18 protein-coding genes are annotated in these 18,214 nt (G+C 60.7%); 11 read left to right on the top strand and 7 right to left on the bottom strand.

Annotation, left to right across the window (positions count from 1 at the left end):
* Position 1 precedes the first annotated feature (1 nt).
* The 10 genes from ACYU8T_RS14225 (at position 2) to ACYU8T_RS14180 (ending at position 7,883) form a co-directional block, all read left to right on the top strand.
* A complete protein-coding gene (locus ACYU8T_RS14225; RefSeq protein ID WP_461159981.1) occupies positions 2-1,306 on the top strand; it encodes a spinster family MFS transporter in 1,305 nt (434 codons plus the stop codon).
* Positions 1,307-1,314: 8 nt separating this feature from the next.
* A complete protein-coding gene (locus ACYU8T_RS14220) occupies positions 1,315-1,794 on the top strand; it encodes an Lrp/AsnC family transcriptional regulator (RefSeq protein ID WP_097093545.1) in 480 nt (159 codons plus the stop codon).
* A complete protein-coding gene (locus ACYU8T_RS14215) occupies positions 1,791-2,276 on the top strand; it encodes an Lrp/AsnC family transcriptional regulator (protein WP_247233517.1) in 486 nt (161 codons plus the stop codon). The genes ACYU8T_RS14220 and ACYU8T_RS14215 overlap by 4 nt, the downstream gene beginning before the upstream one ends.
* 226 nt (positions 2,277-2,502) lie before the next feature.
* Positions 2,503-3,561, top strand: coding sequence for an acyl-CoA dehydrogenase family protein (locus tag ACYU8T_RS14210; RefSeq protein WP_461159980.1), 1,059 nt, complete (start codon positions 2,503-2,505; stop codon positions 3,559-3,561).
* Positions 3,558-4,736, top strand: a complete 1,179-nt coding sequence (locus tag ACYU8T_RS14205) for an acyl-CoA dehydrogenase family protein (protein WP_201515988.1) — start codon at positions 3,558-3,560, stop codon at positions 4,734-4,736. Before ACYU8T_RS14210 ends, ACYU8T_RS14205 begins: the two co-directional genes overlap by 4 nt.
* Before the next feature lie 30 nt (positions 4,737-4,766).
* Positions 4,767-5,165 carry a PaaI family thioesterase gene (locus ACYU8T_RS14200; RefSeq protein WP_281494488.1) on the top strand — a complete coding sequence of 133 codons (399 nt, stop codon included), beginning with the start codon at positions 4,767-4,769 and terminating at the stop codon, positions 5,163-5,165.
* Positions 5,162-5,530 carry a PaaI family thioesterase gene (locus tag ACYU8T_RS14195; protein ID WP_461159979.1) on the top strand — a complete coding sequence of 123 codons (369 nt, stop codon included), beginning with the start codon at positions 5,162-5,164 and terminating at the stop codon, positions 5,528-5,530. The genes ACYU8T_RS14200 and ACYU8T_RS14195 overlap by 4 nt, the downstream gene beginning before the upstream one ends.
* A 20-nt stretch (positions 5,531-5,550) precedes the next feature.
* Entirely contained in the window at positions 5,551-6,387 is an 837-nt protein-coding gene (locus tag ACYU8T_RS14190) for an SDR family NAD(P)-dependent oxidoreductase (protein ID WP_461159978.1), read from the top strand.
* Positions 6,388-6,501: 114 nt separating this feature from the next.
* Positions 6,502-7,461, top strand: a complete 960-nt coding sequence (locus ACYU8T_RS14185) for a YihY/virulence factor BrkB family protein (RefSeq protein WP_097093538.1) — start codon at positions 6,502-6,504, stop codon at positions 7,459-7,461.
* Between the two features lie 89 nt (positions 7,462-7,550).
* Positions 7,551-7,883 carry an SWIB/MDM2 domain-containing protein gene (locus ACYU8T_RS14180; RefSeq protein ID WP_097093537.1) on the top strand — a complete coding sequence of 111 codons (333 nt, stop codon included), beginning with the start codon at positions 7,551-7,553 and terminating at the stop codon, positions 7,881-7,883.
* A gap of 83 nt (positions 7,884-7,966) precedes the next feature.
* Here the strand turns inward: ACYU8T_RS14180 and ACYU8T_RS14175 are convergent, their stop codons facing one another.
* Genes ACYU8T_RS14175 through ACYU8T_RS14155 form a run of 5 tightly spaced genes read right to left on the bottom strand, consistent with a single transcriptional unit; the run spans position 7,967 to position 13,410 of the window.
* On the bottom strand, positions 7,967-8,659 hold the full coding sequence (locus ACYU8T_RS14175; RefSeq protein WP_097093536.1) for a cytochrome b/b6 domain-containing protein: 693 nt from the start codon (positions 8,657-8,659) through the stop codon (positions 7,967-7,969).
* Positions 8,659-9,120 carry a c-type cytochrome gene (locus tag ACYU8T_RS14170; protein WP_176502325.1) on the bottom strand — a complete coding sequence of 154 codons (462 nt, stop codon included), beginning with the start codon at positions 9,118-9,120 and terminating at the stop codon, positions 8,659-8,661. The genes ACYU8T_RS14175 and ACYU8T_RS14170 overlap by 1 nt, the downstream gene beginning before the upstream one ends.
* A gap of 26 nt (positions 9,121-9,146) precedes the next feature.
* Complete coding sequence (locus ACYU8T_RS14165) at positions 9,147-10,502, bottom strand: DUF1552 domain-containing protein (RefSeq protein ID WP_461159977.1); 1,356 nt, start codon at positions 10,500-10,502, stop codon at positions 9,147-9,149.
* The gene (locus tag ACYU8T_RS14160; protein WP_247233486.1) at positions 10,502-12,157 is read right to left on the bottom strand and encodes a DUF1592 domain-containing protein; all 1,656 of its coding nucleotides are present in this window, start codon (positions 12,155-12,157) and stop codon (positions 10,502-10,504) included. The genes ACYU8T_RS14165 and ACYU8T_RS14160 overlap by 1 nt, the downstream gene beginning before the upstream one ends.
* Positions 12,154-13,410 (bottom strand): hypothetical protein, encoded by a 1,257-nt coding sequence (locus tag ACYU8T_RS14155; RefSeq protein ID WP_461159976.1) that lies wholly within the window; start codon positions 13,408-13,410, stop codon positions 12,154-12,156. Before ACYU8T_RS14155 ends, ACYU8T_RS14160 begins: the two co-directional genes overlap by 4 nt.
* 188 nt (positions 13,411-13,598) lie before the next feature.
* On the opposite strand from ACYU8T_RS14155, the gene ACYU8T_RS14150 reads away from it, so the two are divergent.
* Positions 13,599-14,672, top strand: coding sequence for a helix-turn-helix domain-containing protein (locus ACYU8T_RS14150; RefSeq protein ID WP_461159975.1), 1,074 nt, complete (start codon positions 13,599-13,601; stop codon positions 14,670-14,672).
* A 157-nt stretch (positions 14,673-14,829) separates the two neighbouring features.
* Here the strand turns inward: ACYU8T_RS14150 and ACYU8T_RS14145 are convergent, their stop codons facing one another.
* Positions 14,830-17,298 (bottom strand): TonB-dependent receptor, encoded by a 2,469-nt coding sequence (locus ACYU8T_RS14145; protein WP_461159974.1) that lies wholly within the window; start codon positions 17,296-17,298, stop codon positions 14,830-14,832.
* Between the two features lie 187 nt (positions 17,299-17,485).
* A complete protein-coding gene (locus tag ACYU8T_RS14140; RefSeq protein ID WP_461159973.1) occupies positions 17,486-18,136 on the bottom strand; it encodes a TetR/AcrR family transcriptional regulator in 651 nt (216 codons plus the stop codon).
* Between the last annotated feature and the right edge of the window lie 78 nt (positions 18,137-18,214).

The raw sequence follows: 18,214 nt of genomic DNA, 5'->3' as shown, positions 1-18,214 counted from the left end.
CATGGGCCGTGCTTCCAACCCCTGGGTCGTGCTGGCGATGCTGCTGGCGATCTACATCGTCAACTATGCCGACCGCTACCTGATCACCGGGTTGATCGGCCCGATCAAGGCCGAGTTCGGCATCGGCGATGCGATGATGGGCATGTTGATGGGCCCCGCCTTCGTGCTGCTATATGTGGTGCTCGGCGTGCCCTTCGCGCGGCTGGCGGATCGCACGTCGCGCGTGCGGATCATCGCGGCTGGCTGCATCCTCTGGAGCGCGGCGACGGTCGCCACCGGCCTTTCGAGCGGCCCGGTCAGCCTGACCCTCGCCCGGGTTGGCGTGGGCGTGGGGGAAGCGGCCTTCGTAGCGCCGGCCTATTCGCTGCTATCCGACTATTTCCGGCCGGAGAGGCGTGGGCTCGCCTTCGCGATATTGGGACTTGCAGCCTATGTCGGCCAGATTGCGGGACAGGCGGGAGGGCCAGCGATTGCGGCTGCGCATGATTGGCGCATGGCATTTCACAGCATGGGCCTTGTCGGGGTCCTTCTGGGCCTCGGCGCGCTCCTGCTGATCCGCGAGCCGCGGCGTAGCGGTACGAGTGGAGAGCAGGTGGAAGCGTTGCCGCTTGGCCAGCTGGTCGGATGCCTCGTCCGCAGTCCAGCCTATCTGCTGATGATGTTCGCCTTTGGCTTTGGTGTTTTGTCCGGTGTGTCCTTTGGCTTTTGGGGTCCGGAACTCTTCACCCGGGCTTATGGGCTTGATCCGGTGGCGGCCAAGTCGGCCTTCGCGATCAACTTCGGTCTGTCTGGGCTGATCGGCATGCTGTTGTTCGGCGCGCTGTCCGACCGGCTCGCCAAGCGCAGCATGATCTGGCCGTCGCGCCTTTCCGCATTGGCGCTGGGCGCCGCCACCTGCGCGATCTTGATGTCCAGCTGGGCTGGCAGCTTCGATATGGCGAAGCTGGCGGCGATCCCTGCCGGGCTGCTGGGCGGAGGCTGGTCCGTCGGGTTTATCGCGACACTGCAATATATGCTGCCTGCGCGCATAAGGGCGGCGTCGACGGCTCTGTTTCTGGCGGTTACGACGCTGCTGGGCTTCTTCGTGGGACCATGGGCGACCGGAGCGATCAGCCAGATGCTGGGCCATGACGCGACTTCGCTCCGCATGGCGCTGACCCTCATCATTCCCTTCGGCTTCCTGTCAGCGCTGCTCGGTTGGGGGGCGGCGAGCCGGGTGGAGCAGGACCGTGCGCGACTGAATGATGCTCTTTCGATTCGACCTTCTGACCCTTTGCTGGCAAGAGTGGCGGCAGAAAGAGGTTGAGCGGGAATATGAGTGAGACTTTTGCGTTCGATGAGACGGACCGGAAGATTGTCGAACAGCTGCGGCAAAATGGCCGAGCCACCAATCAGCAGATCGCGGAATCCCTCAACCTGATTGCTTCCACCGTTTCGACGCGCATCCGGCGGATGGAGGATGCGGGGATGCTGCGCGTCGTGGCAGTGTCCGATTTCGCGGTGCACGGATATCATGTCCTCATCCACCTGGCGGTGCAGGTGAGTGGCCGGTCGGCATTGGACGTAGCGGAAGAACTCGCTGTATTTCCTGAAGTCTTTGCCGCGCATCTGGTGACGGGTAGTTATGAGATCAGCCTGCTCCTGACGCTCCATGACATTGACGAGCTTCCCTCTTTGATAACGGATCGTTTATCGAAGGTGCCGGGAATAAGATCGATGATACCCGCGATCGGGCTCGATATCGTCCGCTATGGCTTGGACACCGCTCCGATCGATCGCAGGAGGCTTGCATGAGGAGGCCGGACCTGGACGAGCTGGACCACCAGCTGATCGCCATCTTGGCGCAGGATGCGCGCGTTTCCAACCGCAAGATCGCAGCGGATCTTGGCGTGAATGAAGGCACCGTCAGGGGCCGCATCAAGCGGCTGCAGCAGGAAAAGCTGATTGCCTTCACCGCGCTGACAGGGTTGAAGCTTGAAAAGGCGACCAATGTGGCCTTCATCGCTGTGCAGGCCGATGTCAGTCATGTCCGGCAGATCGCACGTGACATCGCGCATATCCCACTGGTCAAGGCCGTGATGATCACATTGGGGCCGTGCAACATCATGGCGACATGCCTTTATGATGACCTCGACAATCTTCACAGGATGGCATCGGGACAGATCCTGGCAATGGAGGGGGTTAATCATGTCGAAACCTCGCTGGCGGTCAGGACTGTCAAGTTCAGCAATCGGGTAGTGCGGATCACGGACGCGCAAACCGTCAGCAGCTTGTGAGGCTAGGTCGAACAAATAAATTCGGAATTTAAATATTTCAAAATTCCGCATATGAGTGCTTGAAAAGAAAATTAAGCTCATATAGCACTATCTGAACGGCGTTTGCGGCATATTGTCGTCAACCGTCGATGGCAGGAGAGAGCGGCCGGTCTACCGGGCGGCTGACATCCGACCCCGACGAGTGCCGGGGCGAGAAGCTCCGCCAACATATTTAAAGGCGGCCGAGATGGAATTCGCATTTACCGACGAACAACAGATGATCGCGGAGACGGCGCGCAGCTTCTTCGCGGAGAATGCCACAAGCGAGCGCACGCGCAAGGCTATGGCGGGCGACGGCGTTGACCGGGCGCTTTGGCAGGCTTTCTGCCAGGAGCTGGGCCTGTCCGGCATCGGGCTGCCGGAAAGCGCTGGCGGCGCGGGTCTGGGCATGGTGGAACTGGCGATCATCGCGGAAGCGGCAGGCGCTCAGGTGGCGGCATTGCCCATGCTCAGCAGTCTTGTGCAAGCGGCTCAGGCGATTGCGGCGGGCGGCGATGCCGAGCAGCAGGATCAATGGCTGCCGCGCCTGATCTCTGGCGAGGTGATCGGCGGTTATTTCTATGGTGCGGATATCCAGTCGGATGGCGATCGGCTGACGGGCGGATCGCGTTTCGTTGCCCATGGTGCCTCTGCCGACATGTTCGTGGTTACCGACATGCGGCAGGTCTGGATTGTCCCCGCGAATGCGCCCGGCGTTAGTGTGACGATCCAGACGAGCATGGACCAGACCCGTCCCTTGGCTCATGTGCAGCTGGACAATGTGACGGGCGAGCGGCTTGGCGATCCGGCGGCGGCTCTGGCCGCTGTTCATCGCGCGGCCTTTATTGCTACGGCCGCAGAAGCGTTGGGCGGCGCGCAGGCGTGCCTGGATCGGACCGTCGATTATTCCAAGGAGCGCATCCAGTTCGGTCGGCCGATCGGGTCGTTCCAGGCCTACAAGCACAGGCTGGCGGACATGATGATCGAGATTGAACAGGCCCGGTCGGCGGTTTATTGGGCTGCCTGCGCCGTGGACGAGGGCGCGGAAGAGGCCGAAATGGCCATTCACGCCGCCAAGTCCTTCGCCACGGACACATTTTTCCGCTGCGCCGGTGACATGATCCAGCTGCACGGCGGCATCGGCTTCACGTGGGAGCATGACGCGCATCTGTATTTCAAGCGCGCCCGTGCGCTTCAGACGATGCTTGGCACCAATGTTTGGCATCGCGAGAAGATCGCCACGATGATCCTGGGAGAAGCGGCATGAAACTCGGATTTTCCCCGGAAGAGGAACTGTTCCGGCAGGAGTGCGCGGACTGGTTGAACGGCCAGATGGCGGGCGAATTTCGCGACATCAAGGGCATCACCAAGCTGACCGGCAGTCCCGAACGGCGCAAGGAGTGGGAGCAGCAGCTTGCCGAGCACCGCTGGTCCTGCATCGGTTGGCCGTCACAATGGGGCGGGCGCGACGCGACATTGGCGCAGCAGGTGATCTTTGCCGAGGAATATGCCCGCGCTGGCGTTCCAGGGCGGGTGAACCATATCGGCATCGAGCTTGCCGGTCCTACGATCCTGACATTCGGCACCGAGGAGCAGAAGCAGCGCTTCCTGCCGGGGATCGCAGGCGGTAAGACCATTTTCTGCCAGGGCTTTTCCGAACCCAATGCCGGTTCGGACCTGGCGAGCGTGCGAACGAAAGCGCGGCTTGAAGACGGCGAATGGGTTGTGAACGGCCAGAAGATCTGGACCAGCCTTGCCCATATTTCCGATTGGATATTTGTCGTGACACGCACGGAGGAAGGGTCGCAGGGGCCTAAGGGCCTGACCTTCCTGATGATGCCGATCGACCAGCCGGGTATCGAGATACGCGGCATCCGCCAGATCAATGGCGACGCAGAGTTCAACGAAACCTTCTTCACCGATGCGCGGTGCCCGGCTGACAGCCTGATCGGCGCAGTGGGCGATGGGTGGCGCATCGCCATGGGCCTGCTGGCATTCGAGCGTGGCGTGTCGACGTTGGGCCAGCAAATGGGCTTCCGCAATGAATTGGACGAGATCATCGCGGCGGCCAAAGCCAATGGCGCGGCGAATGACCCGCTGATCCGCCAGCGCCTCGCCAAGGCCGAAGTGGGCCTGCGTCTGATGCGGTACGGGGCCTTGCGCATGCTGTCGCAAACGGATCATGCCAAGATCGATGGCGCTGCCCTGACCTACAAGATCCAGTGGGCGAGCTGGCGCCGCAGCCTTGGGGAACTGGCCATGGACGTACTTGGCCAAGGCGGTGAGATCAGCGATCATGCCGAATATGAATGGGATACGCTGCCCAACCTGTTCCTCTTCTCCCGCGCTGACACGATTTACGGCGGCACCAACCAGATCCAGCGCAACCTGATCGCGGAGCGGGGACTGGGCCTGCCGCGAGAGCCGCGCGGGAACGCCTGAACGGTGGAGGAGGAAGATGCCTTTGAGCGATTGAAGAACCTGCCACCGCGGGGCCATCATGCGTTGCTGGGCATCTACAATGTCGATCACGGACCGGATTGGGCGGAACTGGCTTGTCCTTTCGCTCCCGGATTTCTGATGGATGCGGACGCGGGCCTGGTATCTTCCGGGCCGATCATATCGCTGGTCGATGCGGCGGCCGGTTCTGCCATCATCGCGCGCACGCGCCAGTGGCGGCCCATGGCCACGCTCGACCTGCATATCGATTATCTGCGGCCCGCAAGGGCAGGGCACAGCCTTCATGCGCGCGCCCATTGCCATCATATCACCCGCAAGGTCGCTTTCACCCGTTGCGATGTGCATGATGGCGATCCGCAGGCGCCGATCGCAACGGCCACCGCCAGCTTCTTCTTCACGGACGAGTCATGATCGTTCGCACACCCTATGCGCAGATGCTGGGCATCCGAAGCGTTGGGCTGGATGGCGACACCGTCCTGATGATGCCAGCTGCCGCGTCGCTCGAAGGACGGTCGGGGTTCCTTTATGGCGGCGTCATCGCCAGCCTTCTGGAACTCGCATGTCTTGAGGCTGTCGCCCAGGATCGGGGGGAGCCTTGGCCCAAGCCGATAAACATGTCGTTCGATTTCCTGCGCGGTGGCCGGATGGTCGATAGCTATGGGCAGGCGCGGCTCGTTCGCGTGGGGCGCCGGGTGGTGAATGCCGATGCGATTTGCTGGCAGGCGGATCGGGACAAGCCGATCGCCACGGGTCGGATGCATCTGCTGCTGGACTGAGAACGAAAAGGGAGAGAGCCATGGCGCTGTTGGATGGACGGGTCGCGATCATCACCGGTGCCAGCCGGGGGATCGGCGCCGCCATTGCACGACGCTTCGCCGCTGAGGGAGCGAGGGTCGCCATTGTCGCACGGACGGTAGAGGCTGGAGGCAGCAGCCTGCCGGGTTCATTAGCCGAAACAGCCGCGCTGATCCGCGCAGCCGGAGGCGAGTGCCTCTCCATTGGCGCCAATCTTGCCGATGCGGATGATCGGTCCCGTATCGTCGCTGAAACCGTGGGGCATTTCGGCAGGTTGGACATTTTGGTGAACAATGCCGCCTGGTCGCGTTTCGTGCCGATCTGGGAGGCTCAGCCCAAGCATTTTCACCTGGCGTTCCAGATGAATGTCCATGCGCCGCAGGAGTTATCGCAGCAGGCGCTGCCTCATTTTCGCGATCGGGGCCAAGGATGGATCCTGAACATTTCCAGCGCGACTGCGGACGTGCCGCCGCCTGCGCCCTATGATCCAGAAGATCGCTACACCCGGTTCAATCGCGATGGTCACGCTACGCTTTACGGGACGACCAAGGCGGCGCTCGACCGATTGACTGCCGGATGGGCGGTGGAGCTGTCGCGCGAGAATATTGCCGTCAATTCGCTTGCCCCCGTCGGGGCGGTCGCGAGCGAGGGGGCCTTGTCGGTCGGTGGATGGGATGAACGCGATCATCTGGAACCAGTCGAGGCGATGGCGGAAGCCGCGCTTCAGCTTTGCCATCGGCCCGCGAGCGAACTCAGCGGCAATATCGTCCGCAGCCTCCGCCTTCTCGAGCGGCTGAACGTGCCCGTGCGAGCGCTGGACGGGACTGCTTTTGCGTGACCGCGATGGTTTGAGAAGAGGTCGCGGGATCGGGCGGCGATAATCAACTCCCACCAATCACTGGATCAGTCTCGCCCCTCAGTTGTTTGCTCCCCAACACAGGAGGGAGTTAAGATGTCAGATACCGATAGCGCTCGAGGCCGGACGGCGACGAGCCCACGGGAAATGCCCAAGGCCGCTTGGCGGGACATTCTGATCCGGACGTGGAATGAAAGTGGCAGCGACAATATCGGACTGATCTCCGCAGGGGTGGCGTTTTACGGCTTCCTCGCCTTTGTCCCTACCTTGGCAGCGCTGGTATTATGCTACGGCCTGTTCGCTGACCCGGCGGCGATCGCCGGACATCTGCAATCCCTGTTCCGGCTGCTCCCGGAAGAAGCTGCTCGGCTGATCGGGGAGCAGCTTCTGTCGGTGGTCAACACGGGCAACGGAAAGAAGGGGTTTGGGCTCGTTCTTTCGCTGGCGCTTTCCATCTACGGTGCGATGAACGGCGCGAGCGCGATCGTCACGGCGGTGAACATTGCCTATGATGAGGAAGAGACCCGCAGCTTCATCAGGCTGACGGCCCTGGCCTGTCTGATGACGCTTGGACTGTTGCTGGCAGGGATAATCGCCATTTTCGCGATCGCTGCGCTCGCTTTCCTGGAGCAGCTGATGCCTGGTGCGCCCGCGATCCTCATCACGGCGATACGCATCGGCTTCTGGATATTAGCCGCGCTGGCCGCGAGCATGTTGCTCAGCACCATTTACCGCTTCGCTCCGGATCGTAAGCGGGCGCGCTGGCGCTGGCTGACGCCCGGGTCCCTGCTGGCGACCGTGGGCTGGCTGGCGGTGAGCCTGGGCTTTGGCCTCTATGCGTCCAACTTCGGGAATTACGGCGCTACTTACGGTGCGCTGAGCGCGGTGGTGGTGACGCTGATGTGGCTGTATCTGTCCGCCTATATCCTGATCCTTGGCGCTGAACTGAACAGCGAGATAGAACATCAGACGGCGGAGGACACGACAGTCGGCCGCCCAAAGCCGATGGGCGAGCGGGACGCCTATGTCGCCGATACGGTTGGAAAGGTGCCTTGATCAGCGATTATTACAGGAGAGGCAACTTTTTCGCTGCTCATGACTTAGCGTGATCATGGACCCGCGAGCGATCAGCAAGGGAGAATTTCATGGCGCGGACTCGTGAGCAACGTGGCGAACAGGAGACGAAGGCGGCTGTCGCCAAGGTGAAGAAGACCGGCAAGGCGACGGGTGGCGCGCGTGGCGGCATTACGGCTCCGGTCACGCCGTCGCCGGAACTCGCGGACATCATCGGCGACAAGAAGATCCCGCGTAGTGAGGTGGTCAAGAAGATCTGGGACTATATCAAGGCCAATGATCTTCAAAACCCGAAGGACAAGCGGGAAATATTGGCGGACGACAAGCTGGAGAAAATCTTCGGCGGCAAGAAGGCCAGCATGTTCGAGATGAACAAGCACCTGGCGAAGCATCTCAAAGCCTGACCGGCCGGTCATGCGTAGAAAAAGCCTCTCCTCGCATATGCAAGGAGAGGTTTTTAATGTCCTTCAAAAGATTTGGATCGGGCTCAGGCCCGGCCGAACTGAGCGATAAGCCACCATGTCCCGCCCGCGACCAGCAGGAAGAGGACGAGCGCTGTCCAGGATGACGCGAAATGCAGAGTGGGATGGTCTCCCGTCCATTTTCGCCGTCCGCTGATCATCGGACCGACCAGATTGTCCCGCCTGTGAAGCAGGTAGAAGAGGATCGCGACGACGTGCAAGGCCGTCAAGGCAAGGATGATGTTGAAGATGAAGGCGTGCCACTCCGCGGCAACCCTGCCTGTTTCGAAATCGACCAGATAGGAGAAGGGGCCGGATTCCATGCCGTCGATGTCGACGGAAAAGAAGCCGAGGCCCACCTGAACCGCCAATATGGCGATCATCGCGATCACACTCCATCCACCCACGGGATTGTGCCCCGGCGCTGGAGCGGCGGACCGGTTGAACATATGGCCGCGGATATAATGGAATAGCCTGGAGGGGCCGCCCACGAAATTGGCGAAGCGAGCCGTGCTGCTGCCCGCGACGCCCCAGATGATGCGGAACAGCAGCAGGGTGAAGATACTGTAGCCAGCCAGCCGGTGCCAGTCGAGCATGCGCTCTTCAGCAGTCCACCAGGCGAAGGCCAGCAGCGGCACAAGCGTCCAGTGGAAGAGGCGGGTCGGCAAATCCCAGATGCGCAGGCGCACAGCCCCGCTGCTCGCGTCCGCCTTCACCATCAGAGCTCCGCGCGGAAGCGGTCGTGGCAGCTTTTGCAGGTGCCGCCCAAGCTGTTGCGGGCCGCAGTAAGGCCCGCGACATTGCCGCTGGCGGCGGCCGCATCAAGCGCCTTTGCAGCGGTGATCATGTCGCCCTGAAGCTTCACGAAGGCGGCATTGTCCTTCCAGATCTCAGCCTTGGCGCGGGTCTTCACGCCCGATTCCGGGCCGCTGCCCTTCGGAAAATATTTGGGCAGCAGCGCTGCGCGCGTGGCGAGGTCGCGCGCGAGCGGGCGGACGCTGTTCATGTCGGGCGATCCGGACTTGATTTCGTCATTGACGCTTTTGAACGCTCCGCCGATTTCCTTGTAGCTGGCCTGGCGCGCCTTGATCGCGTTGGTGACCGCGGGCGTGGCGGCATAAGCAGCATAGCTTGCGGCCAAACCGGCGGTCGCCAAGGCCAGGGAGTAGGGGAGCTTCATCATCTGCCTCATTCTTTCTGTGATCGTCACGCCAATATTTCGCTGATGGGCCGTTTGGTGTTCATCGCATCGATACCCCAGCTATCCATCGAAATTCCCATGACTTGTTGAAGAGTCAAGCCGACGCGGCTGATCGTTTCACCATTGCCCTGGATATGCAGGCCGGTCTTCACCTTTCCGCCAGCGCGCCCGGCGAGCATCACCGGGATTCCAAGCACATCATGGTTCTTCGCATAGGAAACGTCGGAATGAGCAAAAACCAGCGTATTGTCGAGCAGGGTGCCGTCGCCTTCCTTGATGGCCGCGAGTGCCGACACGAAATCGGCCCATGCCTCCATGTTGCGGATGGCGAAGAAATCGACCGTCGGTTGATAGCCGATGGAGCGGTCGATCAGCTCTTCATGCGTGTTCTGGTGGTATCCGGTCGTCTGCCCTGCCTGGCGCAGATCGGACGCTGCCGTCGAGAAACTCATGTTGAATACGCGGGTCTGATTGCAGGCGAGCGCCATAGCCAGCATCTGCGCCATCAACCGGTGATTAATCTTGCGCTGCTCCACATCCGTCGTGTCTCCGGATACGGCAGGAGCGTCCGCTGGCACGACGCACGCTTCGGCCGGGGGCGGCTTTTGCAGTTGCAGGGCCAGCTTTCCTTCCATCTCGCGGACGGAGGTGAAATATTGATCGAGACGCGCCTTGTCGGTCGCGCCAAGGCTGCTTTCCAAGGCGCGCCGCTGCTCCGTCACGCCGGAGAGGACGCTGCGCCGAACCATGATCCGGGGGTCCGGCTTGAAGTCAGCCTTGTTGGGATCGTTGAAGTCGGGGCCGAAAATCTTGCGATAGAATTCGACAGCGTTGGGCGTCGCCGAATTCATGCTGCGGCCGTCGCGGAAGGAATAGCTGGTACGAGGATTGCCATCCGCCGACAGTTCGAGCGAGCGGAAGAAGGAGCCGCTGCCTATCGCGTCGGCGATCAGCACATCGATCGTGGGCGCGCGGATCGCGAGCCAGTCGTCGGTGGGGGCGCCCGTTCGCACGCCGGTATTGCCCGTCAGGTGCGGCAGATTGCCTTTGCCGTCCAGCACCACGTCGAAGCCGGTGAGGACGCTGACATGCTGCTTCACATTGGCGATCGGCGCGAGTTGCGGCGGCAGGTCGTAATCCGTCCCGGTCTTTTTCGGTTGCCAGCGATCCGGGATCATCCCGCATCCCCAGAACCATGTGCCGAAGCGGACGGGCAGGCGCCCTCCGCCAAGCGTCGCGGCAAAGGCGGTGCCGTTATTGTCGAGAAATGCGTCGAGCAGGGGCAGGCCAAGCGTCACCGCGCCGCCGCCCATTATGCCGCGCAGCAGGAAACCGCGCCGCGTCGTTCCATGCATCAGCATCAGCCAGTCTCCTTCATTCTGCGAACAGTAGCCAAGCGGCGCTCCGGTCCAAGGCGCGGCATCGTGTAAAAGGCGGGATCAAGAGCGATGGCGCGCATCAGCGACGGAAAGCGATGTCCGCCTGCCGCAAAGCTCTGGTCCAGCTTGGCGATTTCCGCCCCATCCTTGCCGGACGGATTGCGGCCATTAGCGTAGCGCCATGCGGACTGAACGAGGCAGCTGCTGACGCGCGGATTGTTGCGGAACAGCTGACCGAGCGCCGCTGCACCATTGAACGCCTGCTTTTCGAAATCGCCGCTGACGTCGATCACCTCGTCATGTTCGACCTTGCGGAACTGTCCCGCACCGTCAAATTGTTCGAGGCCTAGACCAATAGGATCAGTGCGCCGGTGGCAGCTTGCGCATTCCTCGTCATCCAGATGCGCCTGCAGCCGTGCCCGTGTGGTCTTTAACGTCGGGTTATCGACATTCTGCACCACCGCGAAATTCACGTTCGCTGGGGGAGCGGGAATCTTCTCGCACAGGAATATCTCGCGCAGCGCCACGCCGCGCAGCGTGGGCGATGTACGGCCTGGGTGGGAATGTTGCGCCAACATGCTGGCGTGGGTGAGCAGCCCGCTGCGGGGATCACTCTGCGGGAATTCATACATGAACCAGTCGGCCTTGCTGACCGGTATGTCGTAGATCGGGCCGAGCGAGCGGTTCATGGCGATGGACCGGGTCGTGAACAGGTCGCGATAGTCGCCCTTGCGCTCCACCAGAAACCAGCTGATGGTGCGGAGCGTCTGTTCGCGCAGCGATGTGCTGATCGCCTGCGAAAAGGCGGGATAGATAAGCGAGTCCTTTGCCAGCTCGTCCATTCCGTCGAGGCGGAGATAGTCGGTGAAGAAGGCGCGGACACCTTGTTCGAAACGCGGAGAGGCGATCAGGCGATCGACTGCTTTCGTGAGCCCCGCCTGCGTATCGAGCGCTCCGCTGCGCGCTTCGTCAAGCAGCGTCTGGTCAGGCATGCTGTTCCAGAACAGGAAAGAGAGGCGGCTTGCTTTCGACCAGGCATCGATATTGCGGCGGGACGGCGCGGGCCGATCGATGCGGAACAGGAATTCGGGACTGGTCAGCATGCCGCTGAGCGTCGCAGCGAGCCCCGCATGGAAGTCTCCGAGCGTCGTTGTCGCGTCAGTGGTGGCTTTCGTGAGAGCCGTGACCTCCGCATCGCTTAGAGGCCGCCTGTAGAGTTGCAAGCCCACGCGTTGGAAGAACTGGCGAGCACAGGCAGCGCCATTCTGATCGGCGGGGGTGGGCACACAGCGGACCAGTTTAGCGCGATGCTGTTCGTCCGTCACCTGCGCCGAAATGCTGCGCGCCAAATTTTCATATTGTTCAAGCCCGGCGGCAGTTACCGAAACGGCGCTGGTCCCGACGGCCTGAAGTCCATCTATCCGCAGATCGGGTTCGAACCGGCCGACAATCTTGATGTCCGGTCCGAAAACATCCGCGACGACGTTGCGATATTGGCTTTCGGTCAGGCGGCGGATCTGGCTGGGCGGCGTATCGGCGTGGCTTTCGTCGGCGCGCGCTCCACTGAAAGCGATACTGAGGCCGAGGGTCAGGCAAGCTCCTGCAAGTGCCAGCGACGGCAGTGCCCTGATCTTCATGGCAATGTCTCTCTTTGCGCGACCTGATCGGGTTTGGCGAGGAACGCCCTGACGCCGACGAAGTCATAAGCGGATGATATGGCGGTGAACCGGCCGGTGCGGGGATCGCGATAACCATCGGCGAAGCGGTCGATGGCCCTTCGAATGCCGGGGCAGGAGACGTGCGACAGGTTGGCGCCGTTCTGCGTCATCTGCTCGATCGAGTCATAGAAGCTGTCGAGCGTGTAATAGCCGAATATGCTGCCGTTGATGGAGCCATCGGCACCAAACTTCGCCTTTATCCGCGCGCCCCGGATATGGCGCGGCGTGTCCAATATCTGTTCCTTGTAATTCAGCGTCAGATCGACCGAATCGGTCGTCAGCACCCCGCCTGTGATGCGCCCTTTCACCGATGCGCGAAGCTGCGGGTTGGGATCGGGCGTGAAGGTTACGCGGGCGAGAGGCTCTCCGCGGCCGTCGCGGGTCAGCGGTTCGTTGACGGCCAGAACAGTCACAGTCACGTCAGGATCATCCTGAAGACTATCGACGCCCCTCAACTCTACCACGGTAGGCGCGCGCATGGACATCATCGTCTTGCGCGCGAGCTCTTCCTTGCTGCTCTCGCGAAATGCAGAAACGCACCCGACAGCGCGCCACAGCCGATTGTCGATTCCCTTTTCACCATTTGGCCCGTCAAAGTCGGATTTCCCGACTTTGCCGTCGAGGTTCATGCCTGCCGCGATCTTGCCTTCGTAGGTCTTGAAGCCTTTCCCCAACATCGGGAAGTCAGCAGGGTTCGAGCAGGCGCTATAGACTACCTCGCGCTTCTGGAACGCGAGGCGGCCGGCGCCTTTGGGCAGGCCATTCAGCGCGCCGATCGCTGCCGCAAGTTCCTGTGTCGGTTCTGCCTTCGGATCATAGTTCGGCGGGAATTTCACGGAAGAGGCGCGTTCGCCGCGGATGAATATGCGGCGGAACTTGAAATATTCATTCATCCGCTCTTCAAGTGCTTGCCGCTTTTCCTTGCCCGCATATTTGGCCTGCTCCGCGGGCGAGAGCATGGCGTAGAAACGATCAAGATCACCGATGTCCGGGCTGGGACAACTGTCCTTTTCACCCCCCTGCGCAAGATAGACATTGCTGAGGACAAAGGCGTGCACGCCCTCTTCGCCGCCTGTCGGCGCGTCGGCGCCAACCAGGGATGCAGCGATCAGGGGTAAGGCCCAATATGCCTTGGCCGGCATATGGCCGGTTAAGTCCTCTCTGCCCTTCATGTCGTCCTTTCATGCCGCTTCAACGGGCATTGCTATTTTCATGACTCTTCCCGCAACTGGCCACCACCCCAAAAACGATCATCCGACGCGGCAATTTCGCGCATGGGAAGCTGAGCGGTGTAGGAAAGCGAAAGATTTATCTTGCACGCGTCATATAATAGACTGATCGAAAATAACGGGAGGCGGTGATGCGGTCAGCACAGGCGGAATTAAGCAAATGGCACTTGGCCGAAAGCGTCGCCGAACGTGTTTTCGCGATCTATTCCGAAGCTTTTGGATCGATTGAACCCCTTTTCGAACATGTGGGGCAGAGGCCTGACGGCCGACGTACGCTGAGCAGCCTGCCCGTGGCAGATCTTGCCCGCATGACCAGCTTCGCCATCAATCAACTGGCTCGTCGCGACGCGGTGATGGCGGGCCGCCAAGGTTTACGCGGTTGCGACTGGCGCGTGGTGATGTACAGCCTGACGAGCGCACGCACTCTGCGTGAAGCAATCGTGCGATGTTGCGAATGTTTCGAGGCGATCGACTGGAGATGCGGCAAGATGGCGCTTCGCACCCATGGCGACACGGCTCAGCTTGAACTTGAAGCGGTGCGGGCGGGCGGATCGACTTCGACAGGCTGTTTGATCGACCTGTTCGGCGTGATGGAAATTCATGGTCTTCTTGGCTGGCTGATCGACCATCCGATCGGTGTCCGGAGTGCTTGGCTCAATCATCCGCCGGGAGTCTTCGCTTCGCTCGATTTGCCCCCTTTGCCTTTTCCGGTCCGGCTCGCCGAGCGTTGGAGCGGTTTTGATTTCAGCGCCTCCCTTCTTGATTATCCCGTCATGCGCAGTTGGGAAGACCAACAGCGGCGGCCGCTCAGCAATCTGCTGTTCGTCTCCAGCGTCAGAGAGACGGATCGCATGCCGACTGAAACACGTGTGCGGGGCATCGCCATGGCGGCGCTGAAGAGCGAGGGGCGGCTGCCCGCCTTCGGGGAACTCGTCAACGCCCTGGGAGGAAGCGAGGCGACGCTGCGGCGTCAGTTGGCGCGCGAGGGCACCAGTTACCGGCAAGTACGCGAAAGCTGCCGCCGCGAGTTGGCGCTGCACCTGCTACGCCGCACGGGCATGTCGATCGAAGATATTGCAGGGCGGCTCGATTATTGTGACTCCGACGCCTTTCGTCAGGCATTTCGAGCATGGACCGGGCATTCGCCGACAGCTTACCGTCATGATAGTGGCGGGGGAGTGGGAATCCAGAAGCTTGCTGGATAAGCCCTCTTCTTCATCGACATTGGCGCATGCCTGATGCCGAGTTCGCAAGATCAGGAGATTGCGCCCGTTGCAGCCGAATAAGTGCAGGCGCAGGGGGGCACATTAGCCGAAGGATGCCAGCCTTCGCCTCCCGTAGGAGGCGGAGGCTGGCAATTCTTTACCACTTCACGTTAGCGGTGATACCAAATTCCCGCGGAACCGTAACATTTACCGAGCGGTAGCCCGAGTTGAACGTGCTTCCAAGCAGGGCATTCACCTGACCCTCGCCACCGGCGATGTTGCTGATCCGCTTCTGATTAAGCAGATTGCGGACGAAGCCGGTCAGTTCCCACTTGGATTCCGGACCACGCAAGCCGACGAACAGGTTGATCTGTTCACGGCTACGATAATCATATTGCACGCGCTCCGAATAGAACCCCGGACGATAGGCCAACAAGCCACGGATGAATGGCGTGTAGTCGCCCATCGGGAACCGTAGTTCCGTGTTTGCGGTCAGGCCGAAATCGGGGGCTTCCGCCAGTCGGCCATTGGTGCGGCAGAAGCTGACATTGCCTGTTCCGGTGATACGCGGCGTGCCGTCCTGGTTCGGCGTACCGGTGCCTGCAAAGTCATTGCAGGGAACCAGTGCGTTGCTGAACCGTGCACGCGCGTAGGATGCGGCAATGTTCAGGTCCCAGTTAGGCGTAGGCCTTGCGTCGATGGTGACTTCGATGCCTTTTACCTTGGCAGGAGCATTGTAGTTAAAGTCGAAACCGCCATTTGTTGCAGGCACGTCAGTCGCATTGTCGATCGGTGGCGCGCCGAGGGCGCACGTACCGTCTCCGAAATCAGGGCAGTTATAGAATATGCCCGTGAACCGGCTGAGGAAGCCGTCGAACTTCTGATAGAAGGCCGCGACGGTGAAGTTCACCTTCCGGTCAAATACCGATCCCTTCAAGCCGACCTCATAGGAGTCGGTCTTTTCCGGATCGGTCCGGATCAAATCGCTCGAGACGCCAGCAGGAACAGAGACGCCGGTGCTGCCCGAACGGAATGAATGGCCATAGGCCGCATAGACGTTCAGATCATCGGTAAGTGCATAATTGACGCTGAGGCCGCCTGTGAGTGGCTTGTCAGTGCTGCGCCGCAACGAAGCCGGGATGATTTCCTCCGGACCGCTGTTCACGTCCCCGACCAAGGTCAATATAGTTGAGTCGACCTGCTTCCTGATGGTGTAGCGCAGGCCGCCTTCTACGGTCAGGCCGCCGCCCTTGTAGCGCAGATTAGCGCTGAACGATGCGGTTTTGACATTGACCGGTACATCGACCAGCGTCCTGATGGCCAAAGTGTTGGGGATCGGGAAGGGCGTAAGTGTATCGCAAGGCGCCGTGGGATCAAGGATGCAACCCGGCACCGGATTAAACGACCCTGGCGCGGCCGCATACCAGAATTGCGATGCATCCTGATTAACGGTGGTGGTTCCAGTCTGTCGTGAATAGAAAGCGCCAACGCCCCAGCCAAGACCTTCGTCATTATTTGACTGCAGGCGCAATTCGCCCGTGTCGACCTTATAAGGGGTCACAACATTGGAATATTGTATATAGCCCGGGATCGCATTGGTGGTATCCAGGTCGCGATTGGTTTGGAGCTTGCTGTACTGGTGGGCGCCTACGAAGGACAGGGTGGACCAACCCAAGTCCAGATCCGCGGCAAGATTGATGAGGTGGGTCCGGTTGCGTGTGCGGAAACCGCCTTCTTGAACCGACGCATAGTCGGTCGCAGACAAAGGTGGGCCGGAACGAACCGTCGTATCGGGGATGAAGATACCGGCCAGAGTTGCCACTGGAACGGCGGAGAACGGCGTGTTGCCGGGGCCGAACGACTGAGTGTACTGGTTATTGTCTGCCTGCAGATACTGATAGGTCAGATAGGTCGTCAGGTTTTCCGTAGGCCGCCAGCCCAAGGTGACGCGGGCGCTCTGGGTTTGGCCGTACGACCTTTTGTCACGCGGGATATTGTAGACGTGGTTGATGCGGTTCCCGTCAACCAGGCCTGCGACCCGTAGCGACAGGTTTTCATTGAATGGCAGGGTCGTCCCGAGCTGCACGTTATAGCCGCCACGATCCGTCGCGGTCGCCTGGCCGTAGCCCTCGATCTGATCGAAATTCGGGCGCCGGGTGCGGATTGTGATCGAGCCTGCGGGCGCTGATATACCACGCAGCAAACCCTGAGGACCGCGAAGAACTTCGATCTGTTCGATGTCGTAGATGGCCGTAAAGGCAGTCTGCGCATCGGTTGGGATTTCGTTGTAATAGAGCTGGACTGCCGGATCGGTGCCCTGGTCTGGATCGAACGTGATGCCGCGAAGGGTCGTCGTGTTGTTACGGCCAGTCGTGTTGGTCAGTTCAAGGCCAGGCGCGAGTTGCTGAACATCCTTGACGTCGAAGATATTGAACTTCTCAAGTTGCTCGCCTGTCGCGACGTTGACCGACATAGCCACGTCTTTGAGGTTCTCAGCGCGGCGCGTGGCCGTGACGACGATGTCGCTAGTCGAATTTTCAGACCCAGCCTGGGCGTAAGCCAGCGCAGGTACAGCAAAAGCAGAAACGCCAGCGCACAGGAGCGCTGCGCGTGTGGCACGCTTCATTCGCATCGATAATCCTCCCCAGAGGTGTTGTTGATAAAACGGCTCTTATGAATTGGCCGTTTGCGTGCACTATATCGGAGGGAAAAACGCAGGCAATAGTTTTTCTGAACGGCTACGTGCGAAATGAACCTCATGCGCAAGATTTCGCAACGCGTTAGGAGTAGTCCAGGCTACGCCTGCCACTTGATCAATGAACGGCCCCCGGCGCAAAAACGCCGCCGCAGAAAAGGCCTGTCAGGCGGCGCGCGTGCGCGTTCAGATGGACCGGATCAATGATATTGTCCGCTTCCCCGGTGAAAAAGCGCCGGTGTGATTCCGACAGGATCAGGCTGGTGAGGGACTCCGCTGCGAAGGGGACATCCTGTTCGGGGATCGTCCCCTGATCCACCAATGACTGGAGGAAAGCGATCAGCGGGTCGAGATAACGACGCACGACCACTTGCTCGATATGCGGCCGCGCTTCTTCCATGAAGGACGGGTTCAACATAAGGAGGCGGCGCATGCTGGTGGCATAGGGTTCGCAGACTTCCACCAGGCAGGCTTCGACGAAGGCGAGCAGACTTTCCCGCCAGTCGGGGCGCGGGGGAATGGTGACGGGGCTGAGCGCGTAACCGAGCATTTGCCGGACGACAGCGGCAAAAAGCGCCGTTTTGTTGGGATAATAGGCGTAGACTGTTTTGCGCGACAAACCGGACGCGGCGATGATGGAGTTCATCGTCAGGCTGGGACCATGTTCGGCGAGCATTTGCATCGCGGTGTCGACCAGGCGCTGTTCGACGTCGCCGCTTTCTTCGCGGCGGGGGCGGCCCGGACGGCGGTTGGGGGGAGGGGAAGTCATGAAGGAAAGCATTGGCAAAAAAAGATTGGGATGAAAATAAACAATCTTGTTTCTTTTTTTCGGTCCGCTATTCGAGAG

This window comes from Sphingobium sp. TomMM35A (assembly GCF_054771735.1).
The sequence above is the reverse complement of the archived record's forward strand: the minus strand, read 5'-3'. Positions and strand labels throughout refer to the sequence as shown.